This window comes from Gryllotalpicola daejeonensis (assembly GCF_039538145.1).
GTDB lineage: Bacteria > Actinomycetota > Actinomycetes > Actinomycetales > Microbacteriaceae > Gryllotalpicola > Gryllotalpicola daejeonensis.
On sequence record NZ_BAABBV010000001.1, the window covers coordinates 1,216,259 to 1,236,323 of the forward strand.

Sequence of the window (20,065 nt, forward strand, 5' to 3'; positions counted from 1 at the left end):
CGCCGTTCAGTTTAGGTCGGCGGGTGCATTCAACCTGGGAAGAGGTCGTTCATGGCAGCGTTCACGCCCGAGGCCCCGCCGACCCTCGAGTCGCCGTGGCCCGTCGCGCTGCTGTCCAGCAAGATCAAGCAGTACATCGACCGTCTCGGCACCGCGTGGGTCGAGGGCGAGCTCACCCAGTGGAACGTGCGCGGCGGCAACGTCTACGGCAAGCTCAAAGACCTCGAGGTCGACGTCACGATCAGCATCAACGTGTGGTCGTCGGTCGCCTCCCGCCTCGATGCCGACTTCAAGCAGGGCGACCGCGTGATCGCTGCGGTGAAGCCCGACTACTGGGTCAAGGGCGGCACCCTCTCGATGCAGGTCTACGACCTGCGGCACGTCGGCCTCGGCGACCTGCTCGAGCGTCTCGAGCGGCTGCGGCGCCAGCTCGCGTCAGAGGGGCTGTTCGAGCAGGCGCGGAAGAAGCCGCTGCCCTTCCTGCCCCACCTGATCGGGCTGGTCACCGGCAAAGACTCCGACGCAGAGAAAGACGTCAAGAAGAACGCGCTGCTGCGGTGGCCTGCCGTGCAGTTCCGCACCGTCTATGCCGCGGTGCAGGGCGAGCGCTCTGCGGCCGAGGTGACGGCGGCGATCACCCAGCTCGACGCAGACCCCGAGGTCGACGTGATCATCGTCGCCCGCGGCGGCGGCGACTTCCAGAATCTGCTGCCGTTCAGCGATGAGACGCTGGTGCGCACCGCCGCCGCGACGCGCACCCCGCTCGTCTCGGCGATCGGCCACGAGAACGACCGCCCGCTGCTCGACGAGGTCGCCGACCTGCGCGCCTCGACCCCGACGGACGCCGCGAAGCGGGTCGTCCCCGACGTCGCGGAAGAGCTCGTGCGCGTGCAGCAGGCGCGCACTCGCATGCAGCAGCGCATCACCCACCACATCAACATCGAGATCGACCGCATCGCGCAGCTGCGCAGCCGGCCGGCGCTCGCGACCACCAGCTGGATCGTCGACACCCGGTCGGAAGAGGTCACGCGATATGTGGCGCGGGGCGCAGAGCTGGCGGCGCGCACGATCGAGCGGGCTGAGACATCCGTTCGCGAACTGGCCGCGCGCCTGCGCACGCTGTCGCCGCAGTCCACACTCGATCGCGGCTACGCGATCGTCCAAGCTGGCGGCCACGTGGTGAAGAGCCCGGATGCAGCGCCCGACGGCACCCCCCTGGTGATCACCCTCGCCGACGGCGCTCTCGACGCGGTCTCGGGCGGCGCGCGCGAGCGCCCCTGACGACACCGCACTCACCCAGCCGACTGCCCAGAGGAGCCACTTAGAATGAACGCCGTGCCCACCCCGGAAGCCGCGAGCGACGTCTCCGCTCTCTCCTATGAGCAGGCGCGCGACGAGCTCGTGCGGGTCGTCAGCGAGCTCGAGCAGGGCAACGCCAGCCTCGAGCAGTCGCTGCAGCTGTGGGAGCGCGGCGAGGCCCTCGCCCGCCGCTGCGAAGAGTGGCTGATCGGTGCGAAGGCGCGCCTCGACGCCGCCCGCCTCGGGCAGCGGGCGCAGCAGACCCCGACGCAGACAGGCGGCGACGAGTTCTAGATGAGTGACAACAGACCGGCGGGCCGCGTCGTCGCCGAGCTCGGGCGCCCAGAGACGCCCGCCGAGACCGCGGCGCGCAAGGCCGAGTCGAGCCGGCTGCACCGCCAGCGGCAGACCGTCAACAACCTCGTCTACTCGCTGATCGCGACGCTCGGCATCGTCCTCGTGATCGTGTTGCTCGTGCCGCGTAACAGCCCGGGCACCGTCGGCAAGCCCGTCGACTGGAAGTCCGTCGCGGCGCAGGGCACGGGTACGGAGCCCGACTCGCTGCTCTCCCCTGACCTCCCCAAGGGCTGGTCCGCGAACGCCGCCGAACTGCGCACCGGCGGTGCCGCCGACATCGACGACTGGCACATCGGCTTCATCGCCCCCGACAAGCAGTACGTCGGGCTCGACCAGGGTTTCAAGGCCGACGACACCTGGGTCGTGACCGAGGTCGACAGCATCCGCGCCACCGGGTCGCAGACGATCGACGGCGTGAAGTGGGTCGTCTACGACAACCGAGCCGACTCGTCTGCCAACGTGACGTACGCGCTCGTCACGACGCACGGCTCGAGCACCGTGGTGCTCGCCGGTACGGCGGCCCCCAAGTACTTCGACACGGTCGCACGCGCTCTGAGCCCGCAGCTCGGGGCGCCCCAATCAGACGGGAGCACGAACTGATGAGCACGCCGACCCCGGCAGAGGCCTGGCAGACCCTTCTCGACGGCAACCGCCGCTTCGTCGCCGGAACTCCGCAGCGGCCGAATCAGAACGTCGAGCGCCGCCACGAGCTCACCGAGGGGCAGCACCCCATGGTCGCGATCTTCGGGTGCAGCGACTCGCGTCTGGCTGCCGAGATCATCTTCGACCTCGGCCTCGGCGACGCCTTCGTCATCCGCAACGCCGGCCAGGTGGCATCCGACTCTGCTATCGGCTCGCTCGAATACGCCGTCTGCGTGCTCGGCGTTCCGCTCATCCTCGTGCTGGGCCACGACGCATGCGGCGCGGTGCGCGCGGCGATCGATTCGCAGGCGACGGATGCCCCGAGCCTGACCCCCAAGATCGAGAAACTCATCGGCCCGATCGTTCCGGCGGTGCGCCGGGTGGCGCGCGCCCGCGGCACCGAGCCGCTCGACACCGCCTCGATCGATGCGGGCGAGGTCGGCCGCGAGCACCTGCGTGACACGATCACCGACCTGCTGACCGGCAGCGAGCTCATCAGCCGCAAGGTCGTCGACGGCACCGTCGGCATCGTCGGCGCCAACTACCGCTTGCACGAGGGCACGGCGGTGCCCGACGTGCTCATCGGCCTGCCGTCCTAGGCGCAGGCATCCACCACCACGCAATACAAAGGGAAGTGCACACCGAAGTGACGACCGAAACCGACGCCGATTACCGCATCGAACACGACACCATGGGCGAGGTGAGGGTTCCTCGCAACGCGCTCTACGCCGCGCAGACGCAACGCGCCGTCGAGAACTTCCCGATCAGCGGCCGCACCCTCGAGCCCGCCCAGATTGCCGCGCTTGCCCGCATCAAGAAGGCCGCGGCGCTCGCCAACAAGGAGCTCGGCACCCTCGATGGGCAGATCGCCGACGCGATCGCCTGGGCCGCCGATGAGGTCATCTCGGGCAAGTACGACGGCGAGTTCCCGATCGACGTGTACCAGACGGGCTCCGGCACGTCGTCGAACATGAACATGAACGAGGTGCTCGCCACCCTCGCCTCCGGCCGCCTGGGCAGCCCGGTGCACCCGAACGACCACGTGAACGCCTCGCAGTCGTCGAACGATGTGTTCCCGACCTCGGTTCATATCGCGGTCACGAGCGCGCTCATCGACCAGCTCATCCCGGCGCTCGACCACCTCGCGGTCGCGTTCGAAGAGAAGGCCGAGTTGTGGAAGGACGCCGTGAAGGCGGGCCGCACCCACCTGATGGATGCCACTCCGGTCACCCTCGGCCAGGAGTTCGGCGGCTACGCCGCCCAGCTGCGCTACGGCATCGAGCGCGTCAACTCGGCGCTCCCCCGCGTCGCGGAGGTGCCCCTCGGCGGCACGGCGGTCGGCACGGGCATCAACACGCCCCTCGGCTTCCCGCAGAAGGTCATCGAGCTCATCGTGAACGAGACCGAGCTGCCGATCACCGAGGCGCGGAACCACTTCGAGGCGCAGGCGAACCGCGACGGACTCGTCGAGGCCTCCGGCGCGCTGCGCACGGTCGCCGTGTCGCTCACGAAGATCGCGAACGACCTGCGCTGGATGGGCTCCGGCCCGAACACCGGCCTCGGCGAGCTGCACATTCCCGACCTGCAGCCGGGCTCGTCGATCATGCCGGGCAAGGTCAACCCCGTGATCCCCGAGGCCACGCTGATGGTCGCCTCGCGGGTGATCGGCAACGACGCGACCATCGCGTGGAGCGGCGCCTCCGGCGCCTTCGAGCTCAACGTCGCCATCCCGGTGATGGGCTCGGCGCTGCTCGAGTCGATCCGCCTGCTGTCGAACGTCACCCGCGTCCTCGCGGACAAGACCGTGCGCGGCCTCGAGGCCGACCTCGAGCGCGCACGCTTCCTCGCCGAGGCATCGCCCTCGATCGTGACCCCGCTCAACAAGCTCATCGGCTACGAGGCCGCGGCGAAGATCGCCAAGTACTCGGTCGCCGAGGGGCTCACCATCCGTGAGGCCGTCATCAAGCTCGGCTACGTCGAGCGCGGCGAGATCACCGAGGCGCAGCTCGACGAGAAGCTCGACGTGCTGTCGATGACGCACCCCTAACGCACCTGCCGCGCCGCCGCTTTCGGCTCGAACCGCAAGGTTTTTCAGCCGAAAGCGGCGGCGCAGTGCTGTGTCGGCCCCGGCACAGCACGAGGGCCTCGGAGGTCTCTCCGGGGCCCTCGGCGTTGCCGTGAATGTACTACTCCAGAAGCTCCGTCACCAGCGCCGAAATCGCAGAGCGCTCCGAGCGGGTCAGTGTGATGTGGCCGAACAGCGGGTGTCCCTTCAGGGTCTCGATCACCGAGGCGACCCCGTCGTGCCGTCCGACGCGCAGATTGTCGCGCTGCGCGACGTCGTGCGTGAGCACGACCCGCGAGTTCTGACCGACCCGTGAGAGCACCGTGAGCAGCACGTTGCGCTCAAGCGACTGAGCCTCATCGACGATCACGAACGCATCGTGCAGTGAGCGCCCGCGAATGTGCGTGAGAGGCAGGACCTCGAGGATGCCGCGATCGACGACCTCGTCGAGCACGTTGTCGGAGACCAGCGCGCCGAGGGTGTCGAACACCGCCTGGCCCCAGGGATTCATCTTCTCCTGCTGATCGCCGGGCAGGTAGCCGAGCTCCTGGCCGCCGACCGCGAACAGCGGGCGGAAGACCATGATCTTCTTGTGCTGCTGCCGCTCGAGCACGGCCTCGAGGCCGGCGCACAGGGCGAGCGCCGACTTGCCGGTGCCCGCACGGCCGCCGAGCGACACGATCCCGATCTCGGGGTCGAGCAGCATGTCGATCGCGAGCCGCTGCTCGGCCGAGCGGCCATGCAGCCCGAAGACGTCGCGGTCGCCGCGCACGAGGCGGATTTCACCTTCCCCAGTGACCCGCCCCAGCGCCGACCCGCGATCGGAATGAAGAACGAGGCTCGTGTTGACGGGAAGGCCGGCCGCGGCATCCGTCTCGAGCTCCTCGTGCTCGTACAGGTCGGCCATCTGCGACGCCGAGAGGTCGAGGTCGGCGAGCCCCGTGTAGCCCGAGTCGACCGCGAGCTCTGCGCGGTACTCCTCGGCGAGCAGGCCGATCGACGACGCCTTGACGCGCATCGGCATGTCCTTGGAGACCACCGTGACGTCGAGCCCGTCGTTCGAGAGGTTCATCGCGACCGCGAGAATGCGGGCGTCATTGTCGCCGAGCTGCATGCCCGACGGCAGCACCGTCATGTTCGAGTGGTTCAGCTCGACACGCAGGCTGCCGCCGTCACCGACGGGCACCGGGAAATCGAGCCGGCCGTGCTCGACGCGCAGGTCGTCGAGGTGCCTCAGCGCCTGACGCGCGAAGTAGCCGATCTCGGGGTCGTTCCGCTTGCCCTCGAGCTCGCTGATGACCACAACGGGGATGACCACCGAGTGCTCGGCGAAGCGGAAGATCGCTCGTGGGTCCGACAGCAGAACAGAGGTGTCGAGGACGAAGGTCCTCTCGGTCTGTCGCGTCTCGCTCGGCGATTCCCCCTTCTCGATCAAGCTCGGCTGTTTGGTCGAAACTGAAGCCACAACCACTCCCGTCCGGCGCGGGACTCGGCCCGCGCGCGGTTCACTTGAAGCGAAGTGGCCGCTTGGTCTCGAAGTGAACTTATGTGGCCACCTCGACCGGGCGCCGTGCCCGATGCGTCACAAGTTACGTCGCTGTAATTCGATCCGCTACCCCCGACACGCGTCACACGGGTAACAAGCGCGTAAACCGGCTCTCAGTACGTGCTGGCGTATGACGTCAGGGCGCCCCGCAGCATGGCGAGCGTCTCCTCCGTCGTGCCGGCGTGTGCCGACAGGCGCACCGAGCCGCCGCGCGAGCGCGCCGTGACGCCATGGTTGTGCAGACTGGCGGTCAGCTTGGTGAGCGACTCGGGCTCGGGCTCGAGAACCACGATTCCGGCGCGCTCATTCTCAGCGCGAGAGGATGCCACGGCGATGCCGTACTCGTCGGCGAGGTCGATCACGCGGGCGGCGCTGTCGGCGACCGCCGCGGAGATCTCGGGCACGCCGACCGCCGCGATCTCCTCGAGCGCCGAGGCGAGGCACGCCTGCGCGACGCGGTCGGGGTTGCTCACGGTGAAGGCCTTGGCCGAGTGCGAATAGGGCGGCACCGCATCCCACGGCTCGACCAGATCCGTGCCGGTCCAGCCGCTGAACACCGGCGTGATGTGCTCGATCGCGCGGGCCGACAGGGCCAGGAATCCCGTGCCCCAGCCCGCGCGCACCCACTTCTGGCCGCCGGTCGCGACCACGTCGGCGACTTCGTACGGCGCGTCGACCACTCCGAATCCCTGGATCGCGTCGACGATGAGCAGCCGGTCGCCGATCACTTGGCGGATGCCGTCGAGATCGACCACGTAGCCCGTGCGGGAGTCGACGAGTGAGACCGCGACGGCCGTGACCGAGTCGGTCAGCTGCTCGCGGATCTCGGACGGGGTGACCTTGCCGTGGTCGGTCTGCAGCCATACCGGGTTCACGACGTGCAGCGCCTCTGCGGCCCGCTGCACCGCGACGGGCAGGCTCGGGAACTCACCAGGCGACAGCAGGACATCGCCCGTGATGCCGAAGATCGCGTGCATCAGCCCCTGCGTCGTCGACGGCTGGAAGACGATCTGGTCGGCGGGAAATCCGGTGAGGGCGGATGCCGCGACCCGCACGCGCTCGTCTTCATGGCCGAGCTGCGCGAGTGCGCCGAAGCGCGCCCTGGCGAAGAGATCGGCGTGGGCGTAGAGCTCCTGCTGCACGGTCCGGGAGATCGGGCCGACGCTCCCGTAGTCCAGATAGCCCGGCTCTTCCAGGAACCCGGCCCGGTACTCGTCCAACGTCGTCACATGAACCTCCGGGTCAATTCTGACCGAACGAGAGGTTCCCGCCTAAATCCGCGGCCGGGGCTTGCGCCCGGCTGCGGCCCGGCTCACCCGCCGTAGCGGCGCTGTCGACGCGTGAAATCGCGCAGCGCGCGCAGGAAGTCCACCTCGCGCAGGTCCGGCCCGAGCGCCTCGACGAAGTAGAACTCGCTGTGCGCGCTCTGCCACAACATGAAGTCCGAGAGCCGCTGCTCACCCGAGGTGCGGATCACGAGATCGGGGTCCGGCTGGCCGCCGGTGTAGAGGTGCTCGCCGATGAGCTCAGGCGTGAGCGTCTCGGCGAGGTCCTCGAGCGAGCGCCCTGCGGCGTGGTGCTCGGCGACGATCGAGCGCATCGCGTCGGTGATCTCGGTGCGGCCGCCGTAGCCGACGGCGAGGTTCACGTGCAGCCCCGTGTTGTCGCGGCTCGCCTGCTCCGCCGTGCGCAGCGCTTCGGCGAGCGGGCCGGGCAGGCCGACATTGGTGCCGACGTGCTGCACCCGCCAGTTGCGGTGGCGCGACAGGTCGAGGGCGAGCCCGGCGATGATCTTCATCAGCGCATCGAGTTCGTCAGAGCTGCGGTTGGTCAGGTTGTCGGCAGAGAGCAGATAGAGCGTGACGACGCGGATGCCGAGCTCGTCGCACCATTCGAGGAACTCGATCATCTTGGCCGCGCCGGCCCTGTGTCCGTGCTCGACGGTCGTGTAGCCGACCTGGCGCGCCCAGCGCCGGTTGCCGTCGATGATCATCGCGACGTGGTGCGGCAGGGTTTCCGGGCCGGCTGCGGCGAGCGCTCGACGCAGGCGTCGCTGGTAGAGCCCATACAACACCCCACGGCCCGGGGCGGGGCGTCGATCGCTCACAGGCACAACTTACCGAAGTTCGTCTCAGCCTCTGCCGTTACGCTCGACCGCATGACGATCGCAGCGCCGCTCCCCCGCATTCCCGCCGTCGACGTCGAGCTCAAGCCGAGCTGGCGCGGCTGGATCCACGCCGCGACCACGCCACTCACCATCGCCGCCGGCATCGTGCTCATCTGCCTCGCCCACGGCGCGGCCGCCAAGACCGGCGCCGCGATCTTCATGGGCACCTCGATCCTGCTGTTCGGCAACTCCGCGCTCTACCACCGCTTCAACTGGGCTCCGCGCGCGAAACTCGCGCTCAAGCGCGTCGACCACGCCAACATCTTCCTGCTGATCGCCGGCACCTACACGCCCGTTGCGCTGACCATGCTGCCGCTCGTGTGGGAGGGCGTCCTCGTGCTCTCCGTCGTCTGGGCCGGTGCGATCGCCGGCGTCTTCTTCCGGGTCTTCTGGATCACGGCGCCCCGCTGGCTCTACGTTCCGCTCTATCTCGTGCTGGGGTGGGCGGGCGTCGCCGTGTGCGCGCTCTCGGGCTTCGACCCCTTCATCTCATCCGGCGCCATCGCCGCAGGCATCCTGATCGGCGCCGGCGGCCTGTTCTACACGCTGGGCGCGATCGTCTACGGCACCAAGTGGCCCGGACGCGCGGCCACGCACTTCGGCTTCCACGAGATCTTCCACGCCTTCACGGCCGCGTCCTTCGCGTGCCACTGGGCGGCGATGCTGGTGCTGGCGCTGCACCCGCCGTTCAACGCGTAGGTGTGCCGGAACCGTCGTCGGGGCGGTCCTCGGCCTGCGCGCGGGCCTCAGCGTCGAGCTTCTCGTTGACCTCGGCGCGGTAGCGCACGCGGCGGATGCGCCGCGTCATGTCGATGACCAGCAGCACGACGACGATCGCGACGCCGAAGAACGCGATGAAGCCCCACGGCCCCGGCGTCGTGACGTCTTCTGCGGGGATGCTGGGCGCGGGCGAGGGGGTCGCCGCCGCGAGCATGAGTGCTGAGAGGATCACGCGAGCTCCTCCTCGGGGATGCCGGCGAACAGATCGGTCTCAGGGGTCACTGCAGGAACTTTCGAATCGATGAGCTGGTAGTCGTCGGTCGCCCAGGCGGCACGCACGACCTCGTTGGGCCAGAAGAAGAACGGGCTGTCGGGCGCCACCTGGCTCGCATGCGAGCGCAGCGCGGCATCCTTCGCGTCGAGATAGTCGCCCACGTCGACGCGCGTGGTCGCGAGGAACGGCGTCTCGGTGAGCCAGCGGCGCATGTTCTCGAATTCGGCGATCAGCGGCGAATCCGGATGCTTCGCCACGAGCGCGTCGTACACCGCGCGCGTCTTCTGGTAGCTGAAGAGGCGGTCGAAGTAGTACTTCGGGATCTGCCACGGCTCGCCCGCGTCGGGGTAGCGCGAGGCATCCGCCGCGGCATCCCGCGCATACGCGGTGATCTCGTAGCTGCGGATGTGATCCGGGTGCGGGTAGCCGCCGTTCTCGTCGTAGCTGATGATCACGTGCGGCCGGAAGCGGCGGATGAGGCGCACGAGCGGCTCCGCAGAGATCTCGAGCGGAATGGTCGCGAACGACAGCGGCGGCAGCGGGTCGCCTTCTTCCGGCAGTCCCGAGTCGTAGTAGCCGAGCCAGCGGTGCTCGAAGCCGATCGCCGCCTGCGCCTGCGCCATCTCGACGCGACGCAGCCCGGCGAGATCGCGGTGCGCCATCGGGATGTCCTCGATGGCGGGATTGAGGATGCTTCCGCGCTGGCCGCCCGTGCAGGTGACGACCATGACCTCTGCGCCTTCGGCGAGGTAGCGCGCGTAGGTGGCCGCGCCTTTGCTGGACTCGTCATCGGGGTGGGCGTGCACCGCCATCAGCCGCTTGGCCACACACGGCCTCTCGTCGTACGGGAAGGGAACTCAGCTTCCGGCTCAGGAACGAGCCGTACTGTTTACCAAGACTACTTTCTTATGCGCCGCCCCTTCGGCGGCGCGAGGCCATGCGCCTCGCTTCACCCGCATTCCAAGGAGCGACATGCCCGACGGCGCGGCCCTCGCAGGGCGCTACGGCGATACCGCGAAGCGGCGCACCACGACCCGCTGGCTGCTGATCGGGCTCGGTGTCTTCATCGCCGTCGTGATGATCGCCTGGGCGATCTGGGGCTCAGGGCTGGGCGGGGCATCGTCGACCCTGCAGTACACCGCCACGGCGAGCGAGGCGGTCGACGGCTCGCACATGAAGGTGAGCTTCGCGGTCGACGCGCCGGCGAACACCGCGGTCTCGTGCGCCGTCGAGGCGCAGAACGTCGGCTTCACCGTCGTGGGCTACGACGTCGTGCACTTGAAGCCCACTCCGAAGACGCATCAGGTCGTCACAAAAAGCCTGATCACGTACGAACCTGCGGTGTCAGGCTCGCTCGACAAGTGCTGGTTGTCGTAGAATCTCTCTTCAACGCCTCGACGTGAATCGTCGGGGCGTGACCTTATCCCGAACGAGACGGCACCTCCGACCGCCGTCGAAGCAAGGAGCAATCATGTCCCAGGAGACCACGGTCACCTTCCTCACTCAAGAGGCCTACGACCGTCTGAACGACGAGCTCACCTACCTGGAGACGACCGGCCGCACCGAGATCGCCAAGCGCATCGAGGCGGCACGCGAAGAGGGCGACCTCAAGGAGAACGGCGGCTACCACGCCGCGAAGGACCAGCAGGGCGTGCAGGAAGCGCGCATCGCGACCCTCAAGAACCTGCTCGCTCACTCCAAGGTGGGCGTCGCCCCCGAGAGCAACGGCATCGTCGAGCCGGGAACCCTCGTGACCGCCAAGATCGCCGGCAGCGAAGACACCTTCGTCGTCGGCAACCGCGAGATCGCGAAGGACAGCGAGTACTCGGTCTACAGCGAGCAGAGCCCGATCGGCTCCGCGATCCTCGGTCTGAAGATCGGCGACGAGACCAGCTACACCGCGCCGAACGGCAAGGAGATCTCCGTCGAGATCACCGACGTCCAGACCTGGAGCGGTCAGTAGCACTCCGGCGCTCGAGTAGCTCGCGAACGCGCGCGCATCGAGACCCGCCACCGACAGGAGCCCCGTCATTCGACGGGGCTCCTGTCGTTCACGGGCCCGTCATTCGGCGGCCATTCGTGTGATACGCGCCGGGTTGCATCGCCCCCAGCCTTCGTACGACGTGCCGCGATTCGTCTGACCTGCGGCATTTTGTCCAATTTGCGCGCGGGGTGATGTGTACGTCCGCGTTGCTTAGCGTCGGCATCCGGACCATTCATGCGCACGCTGCGTCGCGATCACCGACCGCAACCGCGCACGCGCGCAACGGCTACTCCGTCTGCTCCACGAGCGGCTCGTAACCCGCGTCGCGCAGGTGCTGCAGCACCTGCTCGCGATGCTCGGGGCCGCGTGTCTCGACCGAGATCTCGAGGGCGACCTGGCTGATCTGCAGGCCGTTGTGGTGGCGCGTGTGCAGCACCTCGATCACGTTGGCGCTCGCCTCGGCGAGCAGCTGCGAGATCGTGGCGAGCTGGCCGGGGCGGTCGGGCAGCATGATGCGGACCGTGAGATAGCGGGCGGATGCCTCGAGGCCGTGCGCGATCACGCGCTGCATGAGCAGCGGGTCGATGTTGCCGCCGGAGAGGATCGCGACCGTCGGGCCGCTCGCGCGCACCTTGCCCGCGAGGATCGCGGCGACACCCGCGGCGCCCGCGGGCTCCACCACGAGCTTGGCGCGCTCGAGCAGCACGAGGATCGCACGGGCGAGGTCGTCTTCGGTGACCGTGACGACCTCGTCGACGTACCGCTGCACGATCGGGAAGTTGAGATTGCCGGGGCGCGCGACGGCGATGCCGTCGGCGATCGTCGGCTCGAGACCGATCGACACCTTCTCGCCCGCGGCGAGCGAGGGCGGGTAGCTGGCCGCGTTCTCGGCCTGGACGCCGATGATACGGATGCTGCGCCCCTCGGCCTCTGCGGTGAGCTTGGCCGCGCGCGCGACGCCCGAGATGAGCCCGCCGCCGCCGATCGGCACGAGGATCGTCTCGACCTCTGGCAGCTGCTCGATGATCTCGAGACCGAGCGTGGCCTGCCCCGTGATGACGTCCTCGTGGTCGTACGGGGGGATGAACACGGCGCCGGTGCGCGCGGTGAAGTCCTGCGCGGCGGCGAGGGTCTCGGTGAAGCTCGGGCCGTCGAGCACGGTCTCGGCGCCGTATGCGCGGGTGGCCTGCAGCTTCGGCAGCGCGACGCCGGCCGGCATGAAGATGGTCGCCTCGATGCCGAGGCGCTGCGCGGCGAGGGCGACGCCCTGCGCGTGGTTGCCAGCCGAGGCGGCGACGACGCCGCGCGCCTTCTCTTCGTCGGTCAGGCGGCTCAGCCGGTGGAACGCCCCGCGGATCTTGTAGGAGCCGGTGCGCTGCAGGTTCTCGGCCTTGAGCCAGACGGGCACGCCGAGCAGCTGCTCGAGAAAGGCGCTCTTCTCCATCGGCGTCGGCTGAATCACCTGTGCCACGACCTCGCGAGCGCGCTCGATCTCGTCGAGCGTCGGGCCGAGGTACACGGTGGCGGTGGAGTCAGGCGCGGACGTCATTGCGTCAGTCTAGTTTTGCGCGCCGCACCCGCTCGGCGGGCACGACCTGCCACAGCGCGGTTCGCGAGCGCTGCGCGAGCGGCGACGGTGGGGCGTTCTTCCACGCCTGGGTGGAGATGTAGCCGATCATCACGTTGAGCACGGCCGCGAACGGCACGGCGAACAGCGCGCCCGTGACGCCCGCGAGCAGCGCCCCCGCCGCGACGACGAGCACGACCGCGAGCGGGTGGACCTTGACCGCAGTGCCCATGATCAGCGGCTGCAGCACGTGGCCTTCCAGCTGCTGCACGAAGAGCACGATCGCCAGCATGATCAGCGCGAACCAGAACCCCTTGTAGACGAGTGCGATGAACACCGCGAGGATGCCGGTCACGAGGCCGCCGACGATGGGGATGAACGCCCCGAGGAACACGACGACGGCGATCGGCACCGCGAGCGGCAGCCCGAGGAAGAACGCGCCGAGGCCGATTCCGCAGGCATCCATGAACGCCACCAGGATCTGCACGCGCACGAAGCTCTGCAGCGTCATCCAGCCCGCGCGGCCCGAGCCGTCAGCCGCGGCGCGCGCCCGCTTCGGGAAGACGCTGACGACCCAGCGCCAGATGCCTTCGCCGTCGATCAGGATGAACAGGGTGCTGAAGAGCGTCAGCAGCAGCCCGGTCGCGAAGTGGCCGACGGTCGACCCGACGGACAGCGCGCCCGAGATGAGCACCTGGCTGTCGGTCTGCACTGCATCCGTGATCTGGCGGATGCCGTCGTCGATCTGCCGGTCGGAGAGGTTGAACGGCGGGCCGGTGAGCCACGCCCGAAGCGACTCGACGGCCGCCATCGTCTGATGCCGCAGCACGCCCGACTCGGAGCGCACCTGCTGGCCCACGAGGTACAGCAGGCCGCCGATCACCGCGATCGTGAGCGCCATGCAGATGACGATCGCGAGCCATTTGGGCACGCGCCCCCTGATCAGCAGCTCTTTGAGCGGCATGAGCACGGCCGACAGCAGGATCGCGATGAGCACCGGTACGACGATGAGGCGCAGCTGGACGACGACGAAGAGCAGCACGGCGATCGCGGCGCCGATGAGCAGCAGGCGCCAGGACCAGGCGGATGCCAGCAGCACGCCGCGAGGCAGGGAGTCGTCGACCTTCTGAGACTCTGAGCGCACGCCTGCGGATGCGACTCGGGCGCGTTGCGCGGCCGTCCGGAAGCTGCGTGGCCGTGGGGCGGGCATGCGGGTGAGTCTAGGGCTCCGCGATGTCGCGTGGCCGACCCCAGTGTCGGTGGCGCGCGATAACGTCGAATCGATGGTCCAGACACTCAGCGCGGCCGCTGCGCGCCGCATCGCGCTCGCCGCGCAGGGCTTCGGGCGCGCGCCCGCAGGCCGGGTCGGAACCCGGCAGCTGAACGGGCTGTTCGACCGGCTCGGGCTGCTGCAGATCGACTCGGTGAACGTGTTCGAGCGCTCGCACTACCTCCCGCCGTTCGCCCGGCTCGGCGCGTACGACAAGGCGCTGCTCGACCGGCTGACGTTCCGGCCGGGCTCGCCCGCCTCCGAGACCGGCTACACCGAGGTGTGGGCGCACGAAGCGGCGTTCATCCGCGTGCGCGACTGGCCGCTGTTCCGCTTCCGTCACCGCCGCTATCGCGAGAAGTACCTCGCCGGGAAAGAGAGCTGGGGGCTGACCGCGGGGCGTAGCACCATCGAGTGGCTACGCGCAGAGCTTGCGGCGAAGGGCCCGCTCGCCGCGAGCGAGATCGAGCACGACGCGAACGTGCGCCAGGGCCCGTGGTGGGGCTGGTCAGAGGTGAAGCAGGGCCTCGAGGTCATGTTCCGCGCGGGCGAGCTCGCGACAGCGGGGCGCATGCGCTTCGAGCGCCGCTACGCGCTCGCCGAGCACGTGCTTCCCGCTTCTGTGCTGCAGACGTCGCCCGCTGAGAGCGACGCGCTGCGCGAGCTGGTGCGGCGTGCCGTCACCGCTCTGGGCATCGGAACTCTGAGCGACATCGCCGACTATTACCGGCTCTACACGGCCGAAACGAAGGCCGCTCTCGCCGAGCTCATCGAGGCGGGCGACGTGGAGCGCGTGCACGTCGACGGCTGGGTCGGGGCAGGCGGGCGGCCGCTCGCGGCCTTCGTTCCGTCGGGAGTGCGCGTGCCCCGTTCGATCTCTGCCACCGCCGTGCTGTCGCCGTTCGACCCCGTGGTGTGGGAACGCGACCGACTGCTGCGCATGTTCGGCATGCATTACCGCATCGAGATCTACACGCCCGCGCCGAAGCGCGTCTACGGCTACTACACGCTGCCCGTCCTCGTCGACGACGAGATCGTCGGTCGCGTCGACCTCAAGAGCGACCGGCAGGCAGGCATCCTGCGCGTGCAGTCGGCCTGGGTGGAAGAGGGGCGCTCCCCCGGCCTCGTGGCCGAGCGGCTCGCGCCCTTGCTCGAGGCGACGGCCGAGTGGCAGGGCCTAGGCGACATCGCGGTGGCGGGCCGCGGGAACCTCGCGGCCGAGCTCGCCGCCGAGATCGAGGGAGCCGACCGCGCCGCCGTGTGACTGAGCGCATAGCCTGAGCGGGCACACTGGGAGTGATGGCTGATTCTCGCGACTCCGCGCCCAAGATGCACGAGCACCAGATCGACGTGTCTGAACAGGATGTGCTGCGGCTGATCTCGACGCAGTTCCCGCAGTGGACCGGTGAGCCGGTCGCGCGCATTCCGTCGTACGGAACCACCAATGCCATGTTCACCCTCGGCGCCGACAAGGTCGTCCGGTTGCCCTTCATCCCGGGCGACGGCGCCGGGGTGGCCGTCGAGACCGCGCTGCTCGAACGCGTGAGCGGCGAGTTGCCGGTGGCGATTCCCGAGGTGATCGCGACCGGCAGGGCCGACGAGTGCTACCCCTTCACCTGGAACGTGCTCGGCTGGGTGCCGGGCGAGATGCCCGTGCCAGAGGCGCTCGCCGATGCATCCGGTCTCATCGACGACCTCATCGCTGTTCTCGTGCGCCTGCGCGAGCTGCCCACCGAGGGCGTGCGCGTCGCCCAGCGCGGCGGGTCGCTCGCGCCGCTCGCCGACCTCGTCCACGAGACGATGCGTGAGCTCGACGGCGAGTTCGACACCGAGGTGCTGCGCGCACTGTGGGACGACGCGCTCGCGGCCCCCGGCTGGCAGGGCGACCCGGTGTGGGTGCACAGCGACCTGCTGCCCAGCAACCTGCTCGTCGACGAGCGCGGGCGGCTCGCGGGAGTGCTCGACTGGGCCGCGGCCGGCGTCGGCGACCCATCGTGCGAGCTGCTGGCTGCGTGGAACGTGTTCCCGGACGATGCTCGCGAGCTGTTCCGCGCCCGGCTCGAAGACCGCCTCCAGCTCGACGACGCGATGTGGCGCCGGGGCCGCGGCTGGGCCGTCTCGCAGGCGGTGCTCGCGCTTCCCTACTACCGGAACACGAACGCCGGCATGGCCGAGATGGCGACCCGCGCGCTGCGCGCCCTCGCGCGGGAATCCGTCTAGCGCGCTCGTGCGCCCATTCGGCGCAGTCGTGCCCGCTGCAGCGGCCGCAGAAGCGCCATTCGGCGACACGAGCCGACGCGGTCCGCGCTGGTTAGAAGCCCTGGCCGATCTTCTTGAGCCGCGCGACGCGGTCCGCGATCGGCGGGTGCGTCGAGAACAGGCGCGAGGTGAGCGAGGGCTGCAGCGGGTCGGAGATCCACAGGTGCGCCATCGACGTGTTCTGGCGCTTCATCGGCCGGCCGTAGCTCTCGAGCTTCAGCAGGGCCGACTCGAGCCCCTCGGGGAAGCGCGTGATCTCGGCACTCGTGGCGTCGGCGAGGTACTCGCGCTGCCGTGAGATCGCCGCCTGCACGAGCGCGGCGAGGATCGGCGCGAGCACGATCGCGATCAGGCCGATGATGAGTGTGATGTAGTTCCCGCCGCCGTTGTTGTTGTTACGGCCGCGATTGTTCCCGCCGCCGAAGACGGCGCCGAAGATCGACATGCGGATGAAGATGTCGGCGATGAATCCGATCGCGACGACGAGGCCGAACACGATGGTCGACACCCGGATGTCGTAGTTGCGCACGTGGCCCATCTCGTGCGCCATGACGCCCATGAGCTCGGTCGGGTCCATGATCTCGAGCAGCCCGGTCGTCGCGGCGACGACCGCGTGATCGGGGTCGCGGCCGGTCGCGAACGCGTTGGGTGCCGGGTCGTTGACGATGTAGATCTTCGGCATCGGCATTCCCGTCGAGATGCAGATGTTCTCGACCGTCTGCCACAGCACGGGGTGATCGGATTTCTGCTGCAGCTGCACCGCGCCGGCCATCGCCACGGCCTGCGAGCCCGCGGTGAAGTACTGCAGCACGGCATAGGCGCTGGCGATCACCAGCGCCACGATCGTCACGGTCCAGCCCCCGCCCTGCAGGTAGCTGATCACGTAGGAGATCAGCCCCACGAGGACCAGGAAGAACAGGATGAAGAAGACCGTGTTCCGCTTGTTCCGGGCTATCGCGCGGTACATCTTCGGCTAGCCGAGCCGCAGCTCAGCGGCTCAGAACTGCACGCGCGGCGGCTCGGAGATCGCCGCGGCGTCGGGCACCTCGAAGAACTCGCGGTCTGCGTAGTGCAGGTTCTTCGCGACGATGTTCGAGGGGAACTGGCGGATCTTGGTGTTGTACTCGCGCACCCCGCCGTTGTAGAACCGGCGGGCCGCCTGGATCTTGTCCTCGGTGTCGACCAGGTCGGACTGCAGGCGCAGGAAGTTCTGGCTCGCCTGCAGCTGCGGGTAGTTCTCGGCGACGGCGAAGATGCTCTTCAGCGCGGACTGGAAGTGGCCCTCTGCGACGGATGCCTCGCCGGGCGTCTGCGCCGCGATGGTCTCTGCGCGGGCCTTCGTGACGTCTTCGAAGACCGTCTTCTCGTGGGTGGCGTAGCCCTGGACGGTGCTGACCAGGTTCGGGATCAGGTCGGCGCGGCGCTTCAGCTGCACCGTGATGTCGCTCCATGCCTCGTCGACCCGGATGTTGAGCTGAATCAGCGAGTTGTACGTGGCCCAGTACCAGATGCCGATGATCAGCAGGATCACGACGACGATGATCAGCGGGATGAGCCAGGCGAGCATGGCAGGAGCTCCTCGAGAAGGTGAGTGCCGGACGGCTTTCATCCGGCGTCGCGCACATCCTATCCACGCGCATGGTCCATGCGGGCGCTTGTCGGCTCACTCAAAGCAAGCCGGGGTCGGATGCCGGGCGCCGGTGCCCGCGTACGCTTCTGGCATGAGCGCCGACGAGACCGCGCGTCGCCGGGGAAGGCCGCCGTCTGCGGCATCCGTCGATACCCGTGCCGCGATCCTCAAGGCGGCCGTGGCCGAGTTCGCGGACAACGGCTATGACGCGACCTCGTTGCGTGCGGTGGCCCGGCGAGCAGGCGTCGATGCCGCTCTCGTGCACCACTACTTCGACGGGAAGGCCGACCTGCTCGCGGCCGCCATCGAGTTCCCCGTGCGACCGGACAGGCTGCTCGACCAGCTGATCGCCGGCCCGCATCCCGAGCTCGGCGCGCGCATCGTGCTCGCGATCACGACCCAGTTGGAGGATCCGCGCCGGCGCCAGCGCGCCGTGGCTCTCGTGCGTGCCGCTGTGGCCAACGAGCCGGTCGCGTCGCTCGCGAAGGCGTTCCTCGTGCGCGAGGTGCTGAGCCGGCTCGCCGAGGTCACCGACGCGGCAGACGCCGAGCTGCGCGCGAACCTCGTCGGCTCGCAGATCATCGGCCTATTGATCACTCGATACGTGCTCGAGCTCGAGCCGATCGCCAGTGCGAGTCCGCAGCAGCTGGCCGCTCAGCTCGGGCCCACTCTGCAGCGCTATCTCTTCGACCGGCTGGGCGAGGCGGCAGGAGCGGGCGAGGGCGTTGACGCCGGGGGCATCCGGATCAATAATTCATCACGTGATGAATGACCGCGCTGTCGATGTCGCCGACCTGCGGGTGCGCCGTGGGCGGAATGAGGTGCTGCGCGGCATCACACTGAGCACGCCGCGCGGACAGGTCGTCGGGTTGCTCGGGCCGAGCGGCAGCGGCAAGACGACCCTCATGCGCAGCATCGTCGGGGTGCAGAAGATCACCTCGGGCACGGTCGCGGTCCTCGGCGAGCGCGCCGGAAGCCCGAAGCTGCGGCGGCGCATCGGCTACGTGACACAGGCGTCCAGCGTCTACGACGACCTCACGGTGCGCGAGAACCTGCGCTACTTCGCCCGCGTGCTCTCGGCACCGGCGTCCGATGTCGACCGCGTCATCGATGAGACGGGGCTCGGCAAACAGGCGACCCAGCTGACCGGAAGCCTCTCCGGCGGCCAGCGCGGGCGGGTCTCGCTCGCCGCCGCCCTGCTCGGCGCGCCCGAGCTGCTCGTACTCGACGAGCCGACGGTCGGCCTCGACCCCGTGCTGCGCACCGAGTTGTGGGAGCTCTTCCATCGCCTCGCGGACGCCGGGACGAGCCTGCTGGTGTCGAGCCACGTCATGGACGAGGCCGTGCGCTGCGACCGACTGCTGCTGCTGCGGGACGGCGAGCTGATCGCCGACGACACGCTGCACGGGCTGCTCGCGAAGACCGGCGCCGACGACGCGGAATCTGCGTTCCTCGCGGTCATCCGCGATCGTGATCGCGGCACCGCCCGAGACGAGGCAGGCGCAGCGTGAGCCCCGGGCGCACCGTCGCGACGGCGGGCCGGGTGCTGCTGCAGATCCGCCACGATCCGCGCACGATCGGGCTGCTGATCGTCGTGCCGAGTCTGCTGATCGGGCTCGTGGCCTGGATCTTCGACGACACCGACGTCTTCGCCCAGATCGGCCCGGCGATGATCGCCCTGTTCCCCTTCATCGTGATGTTCCTCGTCACGAGCATCACGACACTGCGCGAGCGGCGCACCGGAACGCTGGAGCGGCTGCTGGCGATGCCGCTCGGCAAGGGCGACTTCATCGTCGGCTACGCGCTGGCGTTCGGGCTGCTCGGGCTCGTGCAGTCGGCGATCGCGGTGTCGTTCGCGGTGTGGGTGTGCGGCCTCGACATCACCGGCTCGGTGTGGCTGCTGTTCGCGGTGGCCGTCGCCGACGCGCTGCTCGGCACGACCCTCGGCCTGCTCGCCAGCGCCTTCGCCCGCACCGAGTTCCAGGCGGTGCAGTTCATGCCTGCGCTCGTCTTCCCTCAGGTCCTGCTCGGCGGCATCTTCGTGCCGCGCTCGTCGATGCCGGACGTGTTACGGGTGATCGGCGATTGGCTGCCGCTCTCGCATGCGATCGACGCGCTGAACGCGGTCGCAAACGGCACGCACGACGACGGCTGGGTGTGGATCCGCATCGGATTCCTCGGCTGCTGGATCGTCGGAGCGGTGATCGTCGGCGCGCTCACGCTGCGCCGGCGGACGGCGTAGGGCCGGTCGCCGGTGCCGCCACCGCATCGGCTGCAGCTTCGGG

At 69.1% G+C, this 20,065-nt stretch carries 22 protein-coding genes; 13 read left to right on the top strand and 9 right to left on the bottom strand.

Translation table 11 applies throughout. The features are described 5' to 3' along the window. The first annotated feature begins 51 nt into the window (after nucleotides 1-51). From xseA to ABD736_RS06050, 5 genes are read left to right on the top strand one after another with little or no spacing between them, the layout of a single operon-like run. A complete protein-coding gene (gene xseA / locus ABD736_RS06030) occupies nucleotides 52-1,281 on the top strand; it encodes an exodeoxyribonuclease VII large subunit (protein WP_344790833.1) in 1,230 nt (409 codons plus the stop codon). 45 nt (nucleotides 1,282-1,326) lie between these two features. Beyond that, nucleotides 1,327-1,593, top strand: coding sequence for an exodeoxyribonuclease VII small subunit (locus ABD736_RS06035; RefSeq protein ID WP_344790834.1), 267 nt, complete (start codon nucleotides 1,327-1,329; stop codon nucleotides 1,591-1,593). Beyond that, nucleotides 1,594-2,256 carry a DUF4245 domain-containing protein gene (locus ABD736_RS06040; RefSeq protein WP_344790835.1) on the top strand — a complete coding sequence of 221 codons (663 nt, stop codon included), beginning with the start codon at nucleotides 1,594-1,596 and terminating at the stop codon, nucleotides 2,254-2,256. Next, nucleotides 2,256-2,897 carry a carbonic anhydrase gene (locus ABD736_RS06045; RefSeq protein ID WP_344790836.1) on the top strand — a complete coding sequence of 214 codons (642 nt, stop codon included), beginning with the start codon at nucleotides 2,256-2,258 and terminating at the stop codon, nucleotides 2,895-2,897. Before ABD736_RS06040 ends, ABD736_RS06045 begins: the two co-directional genes overlap by 1 nt. A 47-nt stretch (nucleotides 2,898-2,944) precedes the next feature. Continuing rightward, nucleotides 2,945-4,345 (top strand): class II fumarate hydratase, encoded by a 1,401-nt coding sequence (locus ABD736_RS06050; protein WP_344790838.1) that lies wholly within the window; start codon nucleotides 2,945-2,947, stop codon nucleotides 4,343-4,345. Between the two features lie 139 nt (nucleotides 4,346-4,484). Here ABD736_RS06050 and phoH2 read toward each other — a convergent pair whose 3' ends face one another. From phoH2 to ABD736_RS06065, 3 genes are all read right to left on the bottom strand, one after another. Next, complete coding sequence (gene phoH2, locus ABD736_RS06055) at nucleotides 4,485-5,798, bottom strand: RNA 5'-3' helicase PhoH2 (RefSeq protein ID WP_344790839.1); 1,314 nt, start codon at nucleotides 5,796-5,798, stop codon at nucleotides 4,485-4,487. A 224-nt stretch (nucleotides 5,799-6,022) separates the two neighbouring features. Beyond that, the gene (locus tag ABD736_RS06060; protein WP_344790840.1) at nucleotides 6,023-7,138 is read right to left on the bottom strand and encodes an aminotransferase class V-fold PLP-dependent enzyme; all 1,116 of its coding nucleotides are present in this window, start codon (nucleotides 7,136-7,138) and stop codon (nucleotides 6,023-6,025) included. 83 nt (nucleotides 7,139-7,221) lie between these two features. After that, nucleotides 7,222-8,016 carry an isoprenyl transferase gene (locus ABD736_RS06065; RefSeq protein WP_344790841.1) on the bottom strand — a complete coding sequence of 265 codons (795 nt, stop codon included), beginning with the start codon at nucleotides 8,014-8,016 and terminating at the stop codon, nucleotides 7,222-7,224. Nucleotides 8,017-8,067: 51 nt separating this feature from the next. Here ABD736_RS06065 and trhA point away from each other — a divergent pair, with 51 nt between their 5' ends. After that, nucleotides 8,068-8,775 (top strand): PAQR family membrane homeostasis protein TrhA, encoded by a 708-nt coding sequence (gene trhA / locus ABD736_RS06070; RefSeq protein WP_344790842.1) that lies wholly within the window; start codon nucleotides 8,068-8,070, stop codon nucleotides 8,773-8,775. Here trhA and ABD736_RS06075 read toward each other — a convergent pair. Together ABD736_RS06075 and mca are read right to left on the bottom strand one after the other, a co-directional pair. Then, a complete protein-coding gene (locus tag ABD736_RS06075; protein WP_344790844.1) occupies nucleotides 8,765-9,028 on the bottom strand; it encodes a hypothetical protein in 264 nt (87 codons plus the stop codon). The two genes, trhA and ABD736_RS06075, sit on opposite strands and share 11 nt — an antisense overlap. Further along, a complete protein-coding gene (gene mca / locus ABD736_RS06080; RefSeq protein WP_344790845.1) occupies nucleotides 9,025-9,897 on the bottom strand; it encodes a mycothiol conjugate amidase Mca in 873 nt (290 codons plus the stop codon). The genes ABD736_RS06075 and mca overlap by 4 nt, the downstream gene beginning before the upstream one ends. A gap of 145 nt (nucleotides 9,898-10,042) precedes the next feature. Here mca and ABD736_RS06085 point away from each other — a divergent pair, with 145 nt between their 5' ends. Both ABD736_RS06085 and greA read left to right on the top strand, forming a co-directional pair. After that, nucleotides 10,043-10,447 carry a DUF4307 domain-containing protein gene (locus tag ABD736_RS06085; protein ID WP_344790846.1) on the top strand — a complete coding sequence of 135 codons (405 nt, stop codon included), beginning with the start codon at nucleotides 10,043-10,045 and terminating at the stop codon, nucleotides 10,445-10,447. A gap of 94 nt (nucleotides 10,448-10,541) precedes the next feature. Next, nucleotides 10,542-11,033 carry a transcription elongation factor GreA gene (greA, locus tag ABD736_RS06090; protein ID WP_344790847.1) on the top strand — a complete coding sequence of 164 codons (492 nt, stop codon included), beginning with the start codon at nucleotides 10,542-10,544 and terminating at the stop codon, nucleotides 11,031-11,033. A 307-nt stretch (nucleotides 11,034-11,340) separates the two neighbouring features. Here the strand turns inward: greA and ilvA are convergent, their stop codons facing one another. Continuing rightward, on the bottom strand, nucleotides 11,341-12,603 hold the full coding sequence (gene ilvA, locus ABD736_RS06095) for a threonine ammonia-lyase (protein ID WP_344790848.1): 1,263 nt from the start codon (nucleotides 12,601-12,603) through the stop codon (nucleotides 11,341-11,343). Nucleotides 12,604-12,607: 4 nt separating this feature from the next. After that, nucleotides 12,608-13,831, bottom strand: a complete 1,224-nt coding sequence (locus ABD736_RS06100; protein ID WP_344790849.1) for an AI-2E family transporter — start codon at nucleotides 13,829-13,831, stop codon at nucleotides 12,608-12,610. A gap of 73 nt (nucleotides 13,832-13,904) precedes the next feature. Here ABD736_RS06100 and ABD736_RS06105 point away from each other — a divergent pair, with 73 nt between their 5' ends. Both ABD736_RS06105 and ABD736_RS06110 read left to right on the top strand, forming a co-directional pair. After that, nucleotides 13,905-15,155: a winged helix-turn-helix domain-containing protein gene (locus tag ABD736_RS06105; protein ID WP_344790850.1), complete on the top strand. Its 1,251-nt coding sequence runs from the start codon at nucleotides 13,905-13,907 to the stop codon at nucleotides 15,153-15,155. 35 nt (nucleotides 15,156-15,190) lie between these two features. Further along, nucleotides 15,191-16,111: an aminoglycoside phosphotransferase family protein gene (locus tag ABD736_RS06110; RefSeq protein WP_344790851.1), complete on the top strand. Its 921-nt coding sequence runs from the start codon at nucleotides 15,191-15,193 to the stop codon at nucleotides 16,109-16,111. A 91-nt stretch (nucleotides 16,112-16,202) separates the two neighbouring features. Here ABD736_RS06110 and ABD736_RS06115 read toward each other — a convergent pair whose 3' ends face one another. Further along, nucleotides 16,203-17,117 (bottom strand): M48 family metalloprotease, encoded by a 915-nt coding sequence (locus tag ABD736_RS06115; RefSeq protein WP_344790852.1) that lies wholly within the window; start codon nucleotides 17,115-17,117, stop codon nucleotides 16,203-16,205. A gap of 30 nt (nucleotides 17,118-17,147) precedes the next feature. Continuing rightward, nucleotides 17,148-17,717: a LemA family protein gene (locus tag ABD736_RS06120; protein ID WP_344790853.1), complete on the bottom strand. Its 570-nt coding sequence runs from the start codon at nucleotides 17,715-17,717 to the stop codon at nucleotides 17,148-17,150. A 154-nt stretch (nucleotides 17,718-17,871) separates the two neighbouring features. Here ABD736_RS06120 and ABD736_RS06125 point away from each other — a divergent pair, with 154 nt between their 5' ends. The 3 genes from ABD736_RS06125 to ABD736_RS06135 are packed head-to-tail and all read left to right on the top strand — an operon-like array spanning nucleotide 17,872 to nucleotide 20,022. Continuing rightward, entirely contained in the window at nucleotides 17,872-18,552 is a 681-nt protein-coding gene (locus tag ABD736_RS06125; protein WP_344790854.1) for a TetR/AcrR family transcriptional regulator, read from the top strand. Beyond that, a complete protein-coding gene (locus ABD736_RS06130; RefSeq protein WP_344792220.1) occupies nucleotides 18,545-19,291 on the top strand; it encodes an ABC transporter ATP-binding protein in 747 nt (248 codons plus the stop codon). The genes ABD736_RS06125 and ABD736_RS06130 overlap by 8 nt, the downstream gene beginning before the upstream one ends. Then, nucleotides 19,288-20,022: an ABC transporter permease gene (locus ABD736_RS06135; RefSeq protein ID WP_344790855.1), complete on the top strand. Its 735-nt coding sequence runs from the start codon at nucleotides 19,288-19,290 to the stop codon at nucleotides 20,020-20,022. The genes ABD736_RS06130 and ABD736_RS06135 overlap by 4 nt, the downstream gene beginning before the upstream one ends. Nucleotides 20,023-20,065 lie beyond the last annotated feature (43 nt).